This is a genomic window from Intestinimonas butyriciproducens (assembly GCF_004154955.1).
GTDB lineage: Bacteria > Bacillota > Clostridia > Oscillospirales > Oscillospiraceae > Intestinimonas > Intestinimonas butyriciproducens.
The window spans coordinates 90674-104584 of sequence record NZ_CP011524.1; the positions used below are offsets into that span (position 1 = coordinate 90674).

Below are 13911 nucleotides of genomic sequence, written 5' to 3' on the forward strand. Positions count from 1 at the left end.
CTTCTTGTCGTCTGCGCTGCAGCCGGCCGTCCGCCCGAGGAAGCGCCAATGGAGCGCACATCATGTCGCTTTTTCCAGGCACTCGCTGCACGCGCCGTCGTGAACAGAAATAATGCCGCCGCATTTGGAACAGGTATAGGTCTCTTTCTGTGTCTGCATAAACATATCTAACCCGTGCCGTTGTACGAACCTGCTGTTTTCAATAAGGCTTGCCTGATATCTTTTGTTGTAGCTTTTTTCAAGATTTTTTATAAATTTACAGGGAAAATCGGAACACGCAAAACAGTACGGTAGCCCTTTTTGTCCAACGCAGTCCTTTATCCCGCATTTTCGGCAGTGCCCGGGCTTCCCCATATCGCTGTTCAGACAGCCGGCGCATGGCTTGGGGTGGGAACAGCGCCGATAGCAAACCATACAATTCATTCCGCAGGGAGCGAACATAGCGGTATCGATCTTTTCTTCCGGCATTTTCATAACGCGCGTCTCCTCTCCTGTGACCCCCGGCTTGTCGGGTTTATTATACCATGCCGCAGGACCCTCCTCAACCGGGATTTTTACCGGAGGCGGTCCGGACAGGATACGGCGCCTGACGCAAAACGGGACGGGCACTTCGCTCCTTGTGTAAGCAGTCAACCTATCTTTTTGCAAGTGCCCCATATAATTCCGGACGCCTGTTTTCCAAATTCTGATGCTCCCGTTTTTGAAATTCCCTTAACATATCGATATCTAGCTCGGCAAGGAACAGTCCTTCTGACGCATCCGTCTCTAGGATGCAGGTATCTCTTGATCCTGACAGTCCCGGCAGATATACCACGCCGTCAAACAAGGTGGAATGACCATTACAATCCGGGTACGGGGCTGGATAATTGCAGGTTGCAATCGCAAACATATTTTCATATGCGCGTCCCCGGAGTTGTGACAGCCGGTTGATCTCCATTGGGCAGGCGTTCGGCACAAGCACCAGCCCCGCCCCTTTGAGCATTGGTATTCTGGCACTTTCCGGAAATTCACGGTCATAGCAGATCATGGACCCCACTTTGAGTTTTCCCTTTGCCGTATCCAACTCGGCAACAATAAACTCATCCCCTGCACACAGTACACTCTCATCATCCGCTTCTCCAAAATTGCAGATATGTACTTTGGAATACTTGTAAACGGATTTTCCATGACGGTCATAAAGACAAATTGTATTTCGCGGCTTGGGCTTGCATCTTTCCAGAAAGGTGATTCCAATCGCCATATCCAGCTCCTTTGCAAGTTCCGCATAACGTGCGACAAATTCACCGTCGGCCGGAATTGCCAGCTCGTTCAGCTTTTCCAAATCGTGAGGGATATGATACCCGCAGCTCCACATTTCTGGAAACAAGGAAATATCGGCGCCCAGTTTTCTAGCCTCTTTACAATAATGAATCCCTTTTTCCATATTTTCTTCCACGCACTCAGATGGGAGCAGTTGGAGAAATGCAATTTTTATCATACTATGGACATCTCCTCAAAGATTGCTTTGTTTCTCTGAGTATAACACGGTAAATTTGACTTTCAAACTGTGGTTAGTGAAATCGACGGAGTTTAATTCCAGCAACACTTAAGGTAAAAGGGGAGGCGCTTTCCACCCTTGTGTTTTCCCGGGGGAAATGATAAAATAATCTGAAAAATTGTTTTCCAATGGAGGCGCCGCTTTGAATCAGACCACCACACGGATCTCCGGGGAGGAGATCGCCCGACAGAAGGATTTCTGCGCCCAGATCAAGGCCATGAACGCCCCCCTCCCGGCCCGGCCTCTGGCCTTTGTGGACACCTACGGCTGCCAGCAGAACGAGGCCGACTCCGAGCGCATCCGGGGTTACCTCACCGAGATGGGGTACGGCTTTACTCAGGACGAGGCCGCGGCGGACGTAATCGTCATCAACACCTGCGCCGTCCGGGAGCACGCCGAGCAGCGGGTGCTGGGCAATGTGGGGGCCCTCACCCACACCAAGCGCAAGAATCCCAATCAGATCATCTGCCTGTGCGGCTGCATGATGCAGGAGCCCCATGTGGCGGAGAAGATCCGGCAGTCCTTCCGCCATGTGGACCTGGTCTTCGGGCCCCACGCCCTTTGGCGCTTTCCTGAGCTCCTCTGGCGCATCCAGACGAGGAGAGGGCGCATCTTCGAGACCCCCGACGAGCCCGGCTCCATCGCCGAGGGACTTCCCGTCCGGCGGGAGGGGACGGTCAAGGCCTGGGTCTCCATCATGTATGGGTGCAATAACTTCTGTTCCTACTGCATCGTCCCCTATGTCCGGGGCCGGGAGCGCTCCCGCCGCCCGGAGGACATCCTGTCCGAGGTAAGGGAGCTGGCCCGGGCCGGATACAAGGACATCACCCTGCTGGGGCAGAATGTGAACTCCTACGGCAAGGACCTGCCTGAGGATGTGGACTTCGCCTGGCTCCTGCGGGAAGTGAACGCCGTTCCCGGCGATTTCCTCATCCGGTTCATGACCAGCCATCCAAAGGACGCCTCGGAGCGGCTCTTCGACGCCATGGCGGCATGCGAAAAGGTGGCCCCCCATCTCCACCTCCCCTTCCAGGCGGGAAACGACCGGGTGCTCCGCGCCATGAACCGGGGCTACACCCGGGAGCACTATCTGGGCCTTATCCGGGCGCTGCGCGCGCGCATCCCGGACATCGTACTCACCTCTGACATCATTGTGGGTTTCCCCGGTGAGACCACGGAGGAGTTTGAGGACACGCTGAAGGTGCTGGAGGAGGTGCGCTTCGACGCCCTCTTTACGTTTATCTACTCCCCCCGGGAGGGGACACCGGCCGCCCGGCTGCCCGACCCGCTCTCCAGAGAGGAAAAGGCAGCCAATTTCCAGCGCCTGGTGGACCTCCAGAACGCCATTTCGGCGGAAAAGCAGGCCGCCTATGTGGGAAAGACCCTGCGCTGCCTGGTGGACGTGGTGTCCGAGGACCCCCGTCACAACCTCAATGCCCGGACGGCGGGGGGCAGGCTGGTCCACTTCTCGGGCGACCCCGCGCTGCTGGGCAGCTATGTGCGGCTGAAGATCACGGGGGCCTCTACTTGGGCCCTCTTTGGGGAACCGGCGGACTGATCCGCCGGCCTCTCCGCCCCGGCGCAAATCCGGAAAAAGGAGAAAAGAGCATGGCTGAGCTGACCCCCATGATGAAGCAGTACAATCAGATGAAGGCGGAGCACCCCGACTGCATCCTGATGTTCCGGCTGGGCGACTTTTATGAGATGTTCAACGAGGACGCCAAGCTGGTGTCCAAGGAGCTGGACCTCACCCTCACCACCCGGGACCGGAACAAGCCCGCCGAGGAGCGCACCCCCATGTGCGGCGTGCCCTACCACTCGGTGGAGGCCTATCTGGCCCGGCTCATCGCCAAGGGGTACAAGGTGGCCATCTGCGAGCAGATGGAGGACCCTGCCCTGGCCAAGGGGCTGGTGGACCGGGATATCATCCGCATCGTCACCCCCGGTACCGTGATCGACGCCTCCATGCTGGAGGAGGGGAAGAACAATTTCATCGCCGCCGTCTGCCGGACCGGGTCCGGCGCGGGGGCATGCTTCTGCGACATCTCCACCGGCGAGGTGTCCGCCACCGCCTTTTCGGGGCGGGACTGGCAGGAGCACCTCTTCAACGAGCTGGGGCGCTTCGCCCCCCGGGAGGCGGTGCTGGACACGGCCGCCTGGGAGGATGTGGAGCTGCGGGAATTCCTGCGCCTCCGGCTGGACTGCCGCTGTGAGCTGGGCCGGGAGGAGGATTTCGCCCCCGACCGGGCCATGGAGACGGCCCGGAAGCAGTTCCGCACCGGCCTGGAGGACCTTCCCGGCGAGGCGGAGGCCGCGGTCCGGGCCTGCGGAGGACTGCTCATCTATCTCTATGAGACCCAGAAGACCGACCTGTCCCATCTCACCGCCTTCCGGTACTACACCGGGGGGGAGTTTATGGAGCTGGACCTTACCGCCCGGCGAAATCTGGAGCTCACCGAGACCATGCGCGGCAAGGAGAAGAAGGGCTCCCTCCTCTGGGTGCTGGACAAGACCCGCACCGCTATGGGGCACCGGCTCATCCGCTCCTGGATGGAGCGGCCCCTCCTCTCCCCGGTGCAGGTGAACAAGCGCCTGGACGCCGTGGAGGATCTGGTGGGGGACGCCATCGCCCGGCAGGAGATCGCCGAGTGCCTCCGGGAGGTGACGGACCTGGAGCGGCTCATCGGGCGCATCGTTTACGGCACCGCCGGGGCCCGGGACCTGGTGGCCCTCTCCGGCGGCCTGGGGAAGCTGCCCCGGCTCCGGGCGCTCCTCGCTCCGTTCCGCTCCTCCCTGCTCACGGTCCTGCGGGAGTCCATCGACGACCTCCAGGACCTGCGGGAGCACATTGCCCGGGCGCTGGTGGAGGAGCCGCCCTTCTCCGTCCGGGAGGGCGGCTTCATCAAAGCGGGCTACAATAGCGACGTGGACTACCTCCGGGACATCATGACCAACGGCAAGTCCATGGTGGCCTCCATCGAACAGTCGGAGCGGGAAAAGACCGGTATCAAGAACCTGAAGGTGGGCTACAACAAGGTGTTCGGGTATTACATCGAGGTCTCCAAGGCCAATTACGACCTGGTGCCCGATACCTATATCCGCAAGCAGACCTTGGTGAACTGCGAGCGGTTCATCACCCAGGAGCTCAAGGACATGGAGCACACCATCCTCTCCGCCCAGGACCGGATCGTGGCGCTGGAGTACGAGCTCTTCTGCGCCCTTCGGGAGACGGCGGCCAAAGAGGTCAGTCGCATCCAGCAGACCGCCGCCGCCGTGGCCCAGGTGGACGTGCTGACCTCCTTCGCCACCGTGGCTGCCGCCGGCGGCTACTGCAAGCCCACGGTGGACCTCTCCGACAAGCTGGACATCACGGAGGGCCGCCATCCGGTGGTGGAGAAGGTCCTCAAAGACGCCCTCTTCGTTCCCAACGACGTACATATGGACGCGGGGGAAAACCTGGTGGCCATCATTACGGGCCCCAACATGGCGGGCAAATCCACCTACATGCGGCAGACCGCCCTCATCGTCCTCATGGCCCAGATGGGCGCCTTCGTCCCCGCCAGGAGCGCCCATGTGGGCATTGTGGACCGGGTATTCACCCGGGTGGGCGCCTCGGACGATCTGGCCGCCGGGCAGTCCACGTTCATGGTGGAGATGACCGAGGTGGCCGAGCTGCTGCGCAACGCCACGGCCAAGAGCCTGCTGATCCTGGACGAGATCGGCCGGGGCACCAGCACCTACGACGGCATGTCCATCGCCCGCGCGGTGCTGGAATACTGCGCCGACAAACGCCGCCTGGGGTGCAAGACCCTCTTTGCCACCCACTACCATGAGCTCACCTGCCTGGAGGGACAGATTCCCGGGGTGAAGAACTACAATGTGGCCGCCAAGAAGCGGAAGGACGATGTGATTTTCCTGCGCAAGATCGTCCCCGGCCCCGCCGACCAGAGCTACGGCATCGAGGTTGCGGGCCTGGCGGGGGTGCCGGGCCGGGTCATTGACCGGGCCCGGGACATCCTCTCCGAGCTGGAGGCCGAGGGCTGCCCTGCGCCGGCGCCCGCGGCCCCGGCGGCGGACAGCGGCCAGGTGTCCTTTCTGGATATGGGGGCCTCCGAGGTGGCCGACCGCCTGCGGCAGGTGGATATCGACACGCTGACCCCCATCGAGGCGATGAATCTGCTGTACGAGCTGAAAAAGAAGCTGTAAACCCTGTCTGAGAAAGGAGCCCTGCCCATGTCAAGCCGGCGCCAATGGCGGCCCCAGTTCTCCCCCTCTGAATTTCGGCGGGGATGGGTGTTCTTCGCCCTTTATCTGGTGGTGTTCCCCGTGCTCATGGGGCAGATCCAGCGGATGCTCAGCCAGCGGTTTGAGTTTTTCCTCCAGGCCCCTGAGTTCAGCCTCATCTATTATTTCCTTCTGCTCTGCGCCACGGTGCTCCTCTTTTGGGGCTTTCTCCGGCACAGCTTCGATATCCTCCTGGACTGGCTGCCGGAAAACTTGGTTGCCTTCGCGGCGGGGCTTGTGGGGGCCGGGGCGCTCCACTTCCTGGCGATGCGCCTTCCCTATCCGGTGGAGAACCCCAATGCGCTCCTCTACCCCGAGCAGTTTGCCGCGGCGCCCCAGGCCACCGTCCTGATCCTGGTGGTCCTGATGCCCCTCATCGAGGAGGTGCTGTTCCGGGGGCTCCTCTTCGGCGGCCTGCGGCGCTACAGCCGCCCCATGGCCTTTGCGGTCTCCACCCTGGGCTACGCTCTCTTCTGCGCGGTCCCCTTCGTGTTTCAGCCGGAGGGGGCGGACCTCCGGTATCTGCTGCTGGCCGTCCAGTACCTGCCCATGAGTCTGGCCCTCGCCTGGTGCTACGACCACGGGGGCTCCATCTGGTCGGCGGTGGCCCTCCATATGGCCGTCAACGGCGCTTCCCTCTTCCTGGCGGTGGGCTGAGGTCCACTGCACATGCAGCGCAGGACGGGCTCGCCTGTTTCAGAAAAGCCCTAAGAAAGGTGGTGGCACAGTGCCCCGCATTCAGGTATTGGAATCCCACGTTGCCGACCTCATTGCCGCCGGCGAGGTGGTGGAACGACCCGCCTCCGTGGTAAAGGAGCTGGTGGAAAACGCCATCGACGCAGGAGCGTCCGCCCTCACGGTGGAGATCCAGCACGGCGGCATGACCTATATCCGTATCACCGACGACGGCTGCGGCATGGAACCCGGCGACGTGGAGACGGCTTTCCTCCGCCACGCCACCAGCAAGATCCGCACGGAGTACGACCTGGAGGCCATCGGCACCCTGGGATTCCGGGGAGAGGCTCTGGCCGCCATCGCCGCCGTGGCCCGGGTGGAGGTGCTCACCCGGACGGCGGAGCGGGATTTCGGCGTCTCCCTCACGCTGGAGGGGGGTGCGGTTACGGGCCGGGAGGAGGCCGGCTGTCCCAAGGGCACCACCATGGTGGTGCGGGACCTCTTTTACAATACTCCAGCCCGCCTCAAGTATATGAAAAAGGACGCCGCCGAGGGGGCCGCCGTTTTCGCCGCCGTCCAGCGGGAGGCGCTGGCCCACCCCGAGGTGTCCATGCGTTTCCTCCGGGACGGGAAACAGGAGCTGCTCACCCCCGGGGACGGACAGCTCCGCTCCGCCGTTTACGCGGTCCTGGGACGGGACCTGGCGCTGGGCTTTACGGAGGTAAAGGGCTCCGGGGAGGATGGCGTCACTGTGGAGGGCTTCGCCTCCCTCCCGGCCTGCTGCCGGGGCTCTCGGAGCTGTCAGTATTTCTTTGTCAACGGGCGCTTCATCAAATCCCGCACGCTGATGGCCGCCCTGGAGGAGGCCTACCGCAACCAGCACATGGTAGGGAAGTTTCCCGGCTGCGTCCTCCACATGCACACCCGGCTCAACGGCGTGGATGTGAACGTCCACCCCGCCAAGACCGAGGTGAAGTTCGTCAGTGAAAAACGGGCCTTTGACGCGGTGTATCACGCGGTAAGGGGCGCCCTGGAGGGGGAGGTCCGCCGCCCGCAGGCGGTGATCCCCGCCGCCCGGCCCCGGGCCCATGATACCGTGACCCCCAATCAGACCGCCTTTTCCGCCGTCCGCGCGGACCCGGTCCGCCCGGTCCGGCCCGCCTCTCCGCCCCCCGCCGCCCGGCCCGCTGCTTACGCCGCCGGTCCTCTGGAGCCCACCGGCGGGCTGCCCCTCCACGATTTTGCCCGGCCCCGGTTCGAGTCCCGGCCGGTCCCCGAGACGGCGGACAAGGGCGCCGCGGCCGCGCCGGCAGAGTGCGGGAAGCCGCCTGCCCCGTCCTCCCCGGCGGGGGCCGCACCCCGGCCGGCCGGCCCCTCCCCCGCACCGGAGAGACCGGCGCCCGCCCCCGGGCCGCAGCGGGCGCCGGCGCCGGAGACCGACACCTGGACGGTGCGGGGAGAACTCTTTCACACCTATATCCTGGTGGAACAGGGGGAGAAGGCCTACTTCATCGACAAGCACGCCGCCCATGAGCGGATGAACTTTGATCGGCTGAAGGCGGCGGGCTATACCCCCATGGTCCAGCGGCTCCTCACCCCTGTGGTGTTCACTCCCGCCCCCGAGGAGGGGGCGGCGCTCCTCCAAAACCTGGATGTCCTATCCGCCTTTGGGTTTGAGTGCGAGGATTTCGGCGGCGGCGCCGTTCTGGTCCGCCAGTGCCCGGACTATGTGGACGCCGGAGACGTGGAGGCCACCCTCCTGGAGCTGGCCGGTACCCTGGCCGAGGGGGGGCGGGCCGACCCCGACGGGGCCCGGGACGCCCTGATGGCCACCATGTCCTGCAAGGCGGCCATCAAAGGGGGGCAGAAAAACGGCCCCGAGGAGCTGCGGCGGGTGGCCGAGGCGGTGATGAGCGGTGCCGTCAAGTACTGCCCCCACGGCCGCCCCGTGGCCGTTGAGCTCACCCGGAACCAGTTGGAGAAGCTCTTCAAGCGAGCATGATCCGGAAGAGCCGGCCCGCCGTCTGCATGCCCTGCCGGAAGGCGGCGCGGCAGCGCAGTTCGGAGAGCTCTTCGGCGGCGTTCCGGACCTTCTCCGCTATGTCAAGGAGGGCTGGCATGTTCACAAAAAAATGTTTGGGGAACGATTTCGCCGGCTTCGGAAGGAAAAAGGAGAAGCGCAGACGGCCATCGCGCAGGTCTTGGGGGTGACTGTGACCCAAATCAGCGATATGGAAAATGGGAAGACCATGACGACGCTGGAAAAGCTTACAATCATTTGCCAGCACTATCATGTCTCGGCAGACTATCTGCTGGGCCTGACCGACGATCCGGCGCCCCACGGGAGAAAAGAACCATAGGAGGAGATGGGAGTGGCCCTGAACATCCTTGTCATCTGCGGCCCGACCGCCTCGGGCAAGACCGCCCTGGCGGTGGAGCTGGCCCTGCTGCTGGGAGGCGAGGTGGTCTCCGCCGACTCCATGCAGATCTACCGCGGCATGGACATCGGCACCGCCAAGCCCACCCCGGAGGAGATGCGGGGGGTGCCCCACCACATGCTGGACGTGGCCGACCCGGCGGAGGACTATTCCGTGGCCCGGTATGTCCGGGCGGCCTCTGCCTGTGTGGACGACATCCTCTCCCGGGGGCGGCTGCCCATTGTGGCCGGGGGCACCGGGCTCTACATCGACAACCTGGTGGCCGGACGGGAATTTGCCTCCTTTACGGGCCGGTGGCGGGAGCGTCTCCAGGCCAGGGCACGGGAGGAGGGCCTGCCTGTCCTCTATGAGGAGCTGCGGCGGGTGGACCCCCAGCGGGCGGAGCGGCTCCCCCTCAGCGATGAAAAGCGCATTCTCCGGGCTCTGGAGGTCTGGTACGAGACTGGGGAGACCATCACCGACCACGACCGCCGGACCGCCCAGCTTCCCCCCAGGTACCGCGCCCTGCGGATCGGCCTGGACTTCGCCCAGCGCCCCGACCTGTGGGCGCGCATTGACGCCCGGGTGGACGAGATGATGGACCGGGGGCTGGAGGGGGAGGTCCGCAGGCTGCTCTCCGCCGGTGTGCCGGAGGGCTGTACGGCCATGCAGGCCATCGGCTATAAGGAGTTTGCCGCCGCCCTTCGGGGGGAGGAGCCCCTGTCCGACGCGGTGGCGGCGGTGAAGCTCCGCTCCCGGCAGTACGCCAAGCGGCAGCGCACCTGGTTCCGGCGGAACCGGGATACGAACTGGATCTTTTGGGAAAAATCGCCCGACCTTGCAGCGGCGCGACAGAAAGCGACAGCATTTCTGGAAGATTTTGGATTATCATAGGTGCATTCCAATAGATAGAGGAGTGTACATAGACTATGCAGAACAAAATCAATCTCCAGGACAACTTTCTCACCCGCGCCCGCCGGGGCAAGCTGAACGTAACGGTCTTTTTGATGAACGGCTACCAGCTCCGGGGGGTCATCGCCGGATTCGACCCCTTTGTGGTGGTGCTCATGACCGACAACAAGCAGCAGGTCATCTACAAGCACGCCATCTCCACCATCGTGCCCGAGCGGGCCCTGGAACTGGAGGCGGCGGTGGACTGAGGACCTGCGGAGATCGATAAGAGGGTTTTCTACGTATGAAGCAAGGCACCGTTCTCACCCGCGCCGTCATGCTGCTGCTCTTTGCCGTGGTGTGCGCTTATTTCGCGGTGGCCGCCTGGCAGAGCTTTCACCAGAGCGAGTACACCATGGCCACCTACGCCTACACGGTGGACGACGCCGTGGAGGCCACCGGGCTCCTGGTGCGGCAGGAGGAGGTCATTCTCTCCGGGCAGGCGGCGGCCATCGTGAATGTGATCCCCGACCAGGGGGAAAAGGTGAACGCGGGGGGAACGGTCGCCTATCTCTATCGGGACGAGGCGGCCTTGGAGCGCAAGCGGGAGCTGCGGACCCTGGAGCTGGAGCGGGAACAGCTCATCTACTCCCTCCAGCGGGGGGACACGGGCTGGGACAACGCCCGGCTGGACCAGAGCATCGTGGACGCGATGGTAGGGCTCAAGACCTCCGCCGCCTATGGGGATCTCACCGGCCTGGAGGACCAGGTCCTCTCCTTCAAGAGCCTGGTCATCCGGCGGGGGGCCTCCTCCGCCGGCGGCACGGCGGACATCCAGGCCAAGGTGGAGGAGATCGACGCCCAGCGCGCGGCGCTCCAGGCCGCGGCGGGACAGGACACCACCCCCATCCGGGTGGACAAGTCCGGCAGCTTTTCCGCCGTGGCGGACGGGTACGAGGCCCTGCTCACGCCGGATATGCTCTCCACCCTCACCGTCTCCGATCTGACCGCGCTGCTGGTCCGGAAACCGGAGGCGCCGGAGGGCGCGGTGGGAAAGCTCATCACCAGCTCCACCTGGTACTTCACCGCCGCCCTGCCCGTAAAGACGGCGGAGCGGCTGGTGGAAGGGCGCTCCGTGAAGGTGCGCTTTTCCCGGGATTGGTCCGGCGAGGTGAGCATGACCATAGAGCGGGTGGGCGAGGAGGAGGACGGAAAGTGCCCGGTGGTGCTCTCGTCCAGCCGGAGCCTGGCGGATACCAGCCTTTTGCGGAAACAGACGGTGGACATCATATTCAGCAGCACCACCGGCATCCGCGTGCCCAAAAAGGCGGTGCGGGACGGACTGGTGACCTCCACCGACCCGGAGACACAGGCCGAGGTCACCACCCGGGTCATCGGAGTCTATGTCCTCACCGGCGCCCAGTCGGAATTCAAGCAGGTGGAGATCCTGGCGGACGACGGGGACTTTTATCTCGTCCGGGCCTCTCTGCCGGACAACCCCACCGAGCTTCAGATCAAAAAGGCCTTCCGGGCCGGGGACGAGGTGATCGTCTCCTCGGAAGAGATCTACGACGGCAAGGTCATCCTTGCCCCCAGATAGAGAATGGAGGGATCCTTATGTCGCCGTTGGCGGAAAACATTGCGAAGGTAAAGGAAGCGATCGTCCGGGCGGCCCGGGAGGCGGGCCGCGATCCGGCGGAGGTCACGCTGGTGGCAGCCACCAAGGTCCAGACATCGGACACCATCCGGGCGGCCATTGCCGCCGGGGTGACGGTCTGCGGGGAGAACCGGGTGCAGGAGCTCACCGGGCACCTGGACGATTACGCCTACGACGGGGCCCGGGTCCATTTCATCGGGCACCTCCAGACCAACAAGGTAAAGTATGTGGTGGGCCGGGTGGACCTCATCGAGTCGGTGGACTCCCCGCGCCTGCTGGAGGCGGTGGACAGGCAGGCCGAGAAGCTGGGCATCGTCCAGGATATCCTCCTGGAGGTGAACATCGGCCGAGAGGAGAGCAAGGGGGGCTGTATGCCCGAGGATATCCCGGCCCTGGCCCGGCTGGCCCTCCAGGCGGAGCATGTCCGGCTGCGGGGACTGATGTGCATCCCCCCTGTCGCGGAGGGTCCCGGCGGGAACAGACCCTTTTTTCAGGAGACACACCAGCTTTTTGTTGACATAAGAAACAAAATAGAGGATAATAAGTCCGATATCAATTGCCTGTCCATGGGTATGAGCGGCGACTACGAGGACGCGGTCCGGGAGGGGGCCACCCTGGTGCGGGTGGGCACCGCCTTGTTCGGGCCCCGCCCGCCTCTGCACCGTCCCGAGTGAGCCCTTACGACACGAAAGGATGTACATCATATGGGATTCATTGACGAGATCAAGCGGCTGGCCCGCCCCTATGAGGATGAGGAAGACGAGGAGGAGTTCGACGACTTCGAGCCCCCCGTCTCCCGTGTGGAGCGCAAGGAGAAGGCCCGGGATGCCCGGGAGTCCACCGGCACGCTCTATTCCGCGGACCCTGAGCCCCGCCGCAGCAACAAGGTGGTCAACATCCACACCACCACCCAGCTTCAGGTGGTGCTGGTAAAGCCCGACCGCTTTGAGAACGCGGCGGAGATCGCCGACCACCTGCGGGAGAAGCGCACGGTGGTGCTCAATCTGGAGCAGACCAACAAGGATATTGCCCGCCGTCTGCTGGACTTTCTCTCCGGCGTGGCCTATGCCAACGAGGGGAAGATCAAAAAGGTTGCCATTTCCACCTATATCATCACGCCCTATAATGTGGATATCCTGGGCGACCTGATCGACGAGCTGGAGAACAACGGATTGTATTTCTGAGAAGGGCGGAGGCCGCGAGCAGGGCAAATAAGACCGAGCGGAGGCAAAAAACAGGTGCGCGGAGCGTACGGCATTTTTGCGAAGCGGCAGGCTTATTTGCCCGAATGCGAGCGAGCCGCAGCGTGAGAGAAGCGCGGAGCGCACGGGAACAGGCACACAGAGGGCCGCCCAAGGGGGCCCCGTAAAGCCGCAAGGCTTTGTGGGGAGAGGAGGAAGAACGGAGCGCAGCGGATGCCGGACGCAAGACCGGCGGAGCAGAGCGGAGTTTCTTCCGACGACGAAGCGCGGAGGCGCAAAGAGCGGTTTGCGCTCCGCCACACTTGTCCGATCACCTTTTACAGATAGAGAAATGAGGGATTACCATGCTGACGCCTCAGGAGGTCTCTGAGCACGCCTTTGCAAAAGCCGGTTTCGGCGGCTACAATATGGCCATGGTGGACGAGTTCTTGGATCAGTTGACCGAGGACTATACCACCCTGTATAAGGAAAATGCGGCGCTTAAGAGCAAGATGAAGGTGCTGGTGGACAAGGTGGAGGAATACCGCTCCACCGAGGACGCCATGCGTAAGACACTGCTCACCGCCCAGAAGATGGCGGACGACATGGTGAAGGAGGCCGAGGAAAAGCGGGCCTCCCTGGTGTCTCACGCGGAGGAGGAGGCCCGGAAACGGGTGAGCGGCCTCCGCCAGGAGGTGGAGGCGGAGCAGCTCCGCCTCACCGCCGCCCAGAACGCCACCGCGGCCTATGTGGCCAAGCTCAAGGAGCTCTACCAGCATGAGTTGGACTATATGAACAGCCTCTCTCAGCTTACGCCGTCCGCGCCCAAGGCGCCCGATCCGGTGGTGACCGCGGTGCAGGACATCGAGGCCTCGGTGCAGCGCATCGTGGAGGAAGAACAGGAGGACCTGGAGGACACCAAGGAGTTGCCCACGGAGGAGCTGGACGCCGAGATCTCAGAGGAGAAGCCAGGCGGTCTGTACGGTGAACTGACCGCCACCTTCCTGGACCGGGATGGCGAGACCGAGCGGAAGATGAAGGTAAACCCGGAGCGCCGGGCGGCCGACCGGGCGGAGGGCGCGCCTTCCGCGGAGGAGCCCACCAAGCGCCTGAACATCGATTTGGAGCATCTTCAGTTCGGGAAAGATTACGAAATCAAGTAAACCCCCTTGACAAAGAGGGCGGAAGCGGATAAAATGCACTGGCAATAGGAAAAACGCGTGGAAAAGGACGAGTAGCGCCCCTGTAACCGTACAGAGAGCCGCCGTT

At 63.2% G+C, this 13911-nt stretch carries 14 protein-coding genes and 1 other annotated feature (1 of these 15 running past the window's edge); of the genes, 11 read left to right on the forward strand and 3 right to left on the reverse strand.

Annotated features, from left to right (window positions below; translation table 11 throughout):
* Nucleotides 1–60: 60 nt before the first annotated feature.
* Together SRB521_RS00435 and SRB521_RS00440 are read right to left on the reverse strand one after the other, a co-directional pair.
* The gene (locus tag SRB521_RS00435) at nt 61–474 is read right to left on the reverse strand and encodes a DUF3795 domain-containing protein (protein WP_058116810.1); all 414 of its coding nucleotides are present in this window, start codon (nt 472–474) and stop codon (nt 61–63) included.
* Nucleotides 475–634: 160 nt separating this feature from the next.
* Nucleotides 635–1477 carry a carbon-nitrogen hydrolase family protein gene (locus SRB521_RS00440; protein WP_207215985.1) on the reverse strand — a complete coding sequence of 281 codons (843 nt, stop codon included), beginning with the start codon at nt 1475–1477 and terminating at the stop codon, nt 635–637.
* Between the two features lie 202 nt (nt 1478–1679).
* On the opposite strand from SRB521_RS00440, the gene miaB reads away from it, so the two are divergent.
* The 4 genes from miaB to mutL all read left to right on the forward strand — a co-directional run bounded on the left by miaB (nt 1680) and on the right by mutL (nt 8498).
* Nucleotides 1680–3095 (forward strand): tRNA (N6-isopentenyl adenosine(37)-C2)-methylthiotransferase MiaB, encoded by a 1416-nt coding sequence (miaB, locus tag SRB521_RS00445; RefSeq protein WP_075704951.1) that lies wholly within the window; start codon nt 1680–1682, stop codon nt 3093–3095.
* A 50-nt stretch (nt 3096–3145) separates the two neighbouring features.
* A complete protein-coding gene (gene mutS, locus SRB521_RS00450) occupies nt 3146–5743 on the forward strand; it encodes a DNA mismatch repair protein MutS (RefSeq protein WP_116721584.1) in 2598 nt (865 codons plus the stop codon).
* 27 nt (nt 5744–5770) lie between these two features.
* The gene (locus tag SRB521_RS00455) at nt 5771–6478 is read left to right on the forward strand and encodes a CPBP family intramembrane glutamic endopeptidase (protein WP_075704953.1); all 708 of its coding nucleotides are present in this window, start codon (nt 5771–5773) and stop codon (nt 6476–6478) included.
* 70 nt (nt 6479–6548) lie between these two features.
* Nucleotides 6549–8498, forward strand: coding sequence for a DNA mismatch repair endonuclease MutL (gene mutL, locus SRB521_RS00460; protein WP_116721583.1), 1950 nt, complete (start codon nt 6549–6551; stop codon nt 8496–8498).
* On the opposite strand, the gene SRB521_RS16595 is transcribed toward mutL, so the two are convergent.
* A complete protein-coding gene (locus SRB521_RS16595; RefSeq protein WP_272052127.1) occupies nt 8485–8616 on the reverse strand; it encodes a hypothetical protein in 132 nt (43 codons plus the stop codon). The genes mutL and SRB521_RS16595 overlap by 14 nt on opposite strands.
* A 12-nt stretch (nt 8617–8628) precedes the next feature.
* Between SRB521_RS16595 and SRB521_RS00465 the strand changes: the two genes are divergently transcribed.
* From SRB521_RS00465 to SRB521_RS00495, 7 genes are all read left to right on the forward strand, one after another.
* Nucleotides 8629–8856 carry a helix-turn-helix domain-containing protein gene (locus SRB521_RS00465; RefSeq protein ID WP_075704955.1) on the forward strand — a complete coding sequence of 76 codons (228 nt, stop codon included), beginning with the start codon at nt 8629–8631 and terminating at the stop codon, nt 8854–8856.
* Between the two features lie 6 nt (nt 8857–8862).
* Nucleotides 8863–9807, forward strand: coding sequence for a tRNA (adenosine(37)-N6)-dimethylallyltransferase MiaA (gene miaA, locus SRB521_RS00470; protein ID WP_075704956.1), 945 nt, complete (start codon nt 8863–8865; stop codon nt 9805–9807).
* A gap of 35 nt (nt 9808–9842) precedes the next feature.
* Nucleotides 9843–10073 (forward strand): RNA chaperone Hfq, encoded by a 231-nt coding sequence (hfq, locus tag SRB521_RS00475; RefSeq protein WP_033118774.1) that lies wholly within the window; start codon nt 9843–9845, stop codon nt 10071–10073.
* Nucleotides 10074–10108: 35 nt separating this feature from the next.
* Nucleotides 10109–11404: a biotin/lipoyl attachment domain-containing protein gene (locus SRB521_RS00480; protein WP_116721582.1), complete on the forward strand. Its 1296-nt coding sequence runs from the start codon at nt 10109–10111 to the stop codon at nt 11402–11404.
* A gap of 17 nt (nt 11405–11421) precedes the next feature.
* The gene (locus SRB521_RS00485) at nt 11422–12135 is read left to right on the forward strand and encodes a YggS family pyridoxal phosphate-dependent enzyme (RefSeq protein ID WP_033118776.1); all 714 of its coding nucleotides are present in this window, start codon (nt 11422–11424) and stop codon (nt 12133–12135) included.
* Between the two features lie 30 nt (nt 12136–12165).
* The gene (locus tag SRB521_RS00490; RefSeq protein ID WP_058116819.1) at nt 12166–12645 is read left to right on the forward strand and encodes a cell division protein SepF; all 480 of its coding nucleotides are present in this window, start codon (nt 12166–12168) and stop codon (nt 12643–12645) included.
* Between the two features lie 362 nt (nt 12646–13007).
* On the forward strand, nt 13008–13805 hold the full coding sequence (locus SRB521_RS00495) for a DivIVA domain-containing protein (RefSeq protein WP_033118778.1): 798 nt from the start codon (nt 13008–13010) through the stop codon (nt 13803–13805).
* Nucleotides 13806–13854: 49 nt separating this feature from the next.
* Nucleotides 13855–13911: a binding site (T-box leader), on the forward strand (it continues 168 nt past the right edge of the window).

Coding starts and splice junctions, on each gene's coding strand:
- SRB521_RS00435 (WP_058116810.1), bottom strand. CDS start 474: ATGAAAATGCCGGAAGAAAAGATCGATACCGCTATGTTCGCTCCCTGC.
- SRB521_RS00440 (WP_207215985.1), bottom strand. CDS start 1,477: ATGATAAAAATTGCATTTCTCCAACTGCTCCCATCTGAGTGCGTGGAA.
- mutS (WP_116721584.1), top strand. CDS start 3,146: ATGGCTGAGCTGACCCCCATGATGAAGCAGTACAATCAGATGAAGGCG.
- SRB521_RS00455 (WP_075704953.1), top strand. CDS start 5,771: ATGTCAAGCCGGCGCCAATGGCGGCCCCAGTTCTCCCCCTCTGAATTT.
- SRB521_RS16595 (WP_272052127.1), bottom strand. CDS start 8,616: ATGCCAGCCCTCCTTGACATAGCGGAGAAGGTCCGGAACGCCGCCGAA.
- SRB521_RS00465 (WP_075704955.1), top strand. CDS start 8,629: ATGTTTGGGGAACGATTTCGCCGGCTTCGGAAGGAAAAAGGAGAAGCG.
- miaA (WP_075704956.1), top strand. CDS start 8,863: ATGGGAGTGGCCCTGAACATCCTTGTCATCTGCGGCCCGACCGCCTCG.
- hfq (WP_033118774.1), top strand. CDS start 9,843: ATGCAGAACAAAATCAATCTCCAGGACAACTTTCTCACCCGCGCCCGC.
- SRB521_RS00480 (WP_116721582.1), top strand. CDS start 10,109: ATGAAGCAAGGCACCGTTCTCACCCGCGCCGTCATGCTGCTGCTCTTT.
- SRB521_RS00485 (WP_033118776.1), top strand. CDS start 11,422: ATGTCGCCGTTGGCGGAAAACATTGCGAAGGTAAAGGAAGCGATCGTC.
- SRB521_RS00490 (WP_058116819.1), top strand. CDS start 12,166: ATGGGATTCATTGACGAGATCAAGCGGCTGGCCCGCCCCTATGAGGAT.
- SRB521_RS00495 (WP_033118778.1), top strand. CDS start 13,008: ATGCTGACGCCTCAGGAGGTCTCTGAGCACGCCTTTGCAAAAGCCGGT.